Source organism: Geofilum rubicundum JCM 15548 (genome assembly GCF_000974365.1).
Taxonomy (GTDB): domain Bacteria; phylum Bacteroidota; class Bacteroidia; order Bacteroidales; family Marinilabiliaceae; genus Geofilum; species Geofilum rubicundum.
In genome coordinates this window covers 1-920 of record NZ_BAZW01000183.1, presented here as the reverse complement: position 1 = coordinate 920, position 920 = coordinate 1, and the positions used below count along the sequence as shown (strand labels likewise).

Sequence of the window (920 nt, the reverse complement as noted above, 5' to 3'; positions counted from 1 at the left end):
CGTTGGGAAGGTGGCACACTGTTGACCCGCTGGCAGAACAAGGAAGAAGATGGAGCCCTTACGCATCTGCATTTAATAATCCTATCATGTTTATTGACCCGGATGGAATGTGGTCAAGTCCTTATTATGACCAGACAACAGGAGGTTATCTTGGTGTAGATGAGAATGGTTTTGCTGGGCAGATTAAAGTTACCTCACAGGAAGCCTACAACAGTGCCGAAAAGAATAAAGATGGTTCTGTGCAAAGCGGAAGTATAGCAGAAAGTTCAGATACTAAGGATATTCAAGATTCTAAAGTTTCAGAAAAAGCACTTTCAAACATATACACAGATATAACTTCGAAAACGCCTGGGATAAAGGTTGATAATTTGTATAATGGAGCCATATCTATTTTTAATCCAGGCGATCACTCTAAAAGTTATAATAACCCAGAGACTCCAGGGGGTGCAAGTACAAAAAACATGGGAGATGAAGGGATTAAAGTTTCAATGAATAGCAATCCTGAATATATAGGAAATACCTTAAGTACTGTTGAGCAAGCTCAAAACACTTTAGGTGTTCATGAATATAAGGGACACGGCTTGCTAAAGTATGGTAAGACAACTGGTACTCACTACAAATGTTATGAGCTTCAATTAGATCATAGTACATTTCGTAGTACGTCCAAAGGATATCAGAAACTGAGACTAGGTAGATATTTACGTCTTTACAGTACAGAAAATCCTGCTGGTTATATTAATGATTCTAATTACCGTAACATGTATCAGAGATGGCAAAGCATAAAAGAGTAATAGTAAAAGCAGTTTTCAGCATATTGCTATTTTCAACAGGGTGTAATGCGCTTAATAATAGTATTGTAATAGAGCATTATTTTGGTGATGAATTAGCAAAACGAGCATTCGGCACTTTTTGTAGGGAGC

General features: G+C 37.6%; 1 protein-coding gene. It reads left to right on the top strand.

All coding sequences use genetic code 11. The annotated features are described in order from the left end of the window. The coding region (locus JCM15548_RS22110) for an RHS repeat-associated core domain-containing protein (RefSeq protein WP_227626098.1) at window positions 1–791 on the top strand (791 nt) is incomplete at its 5' end. Window positions 792–920: the final 129 nt, after the last annotated feature.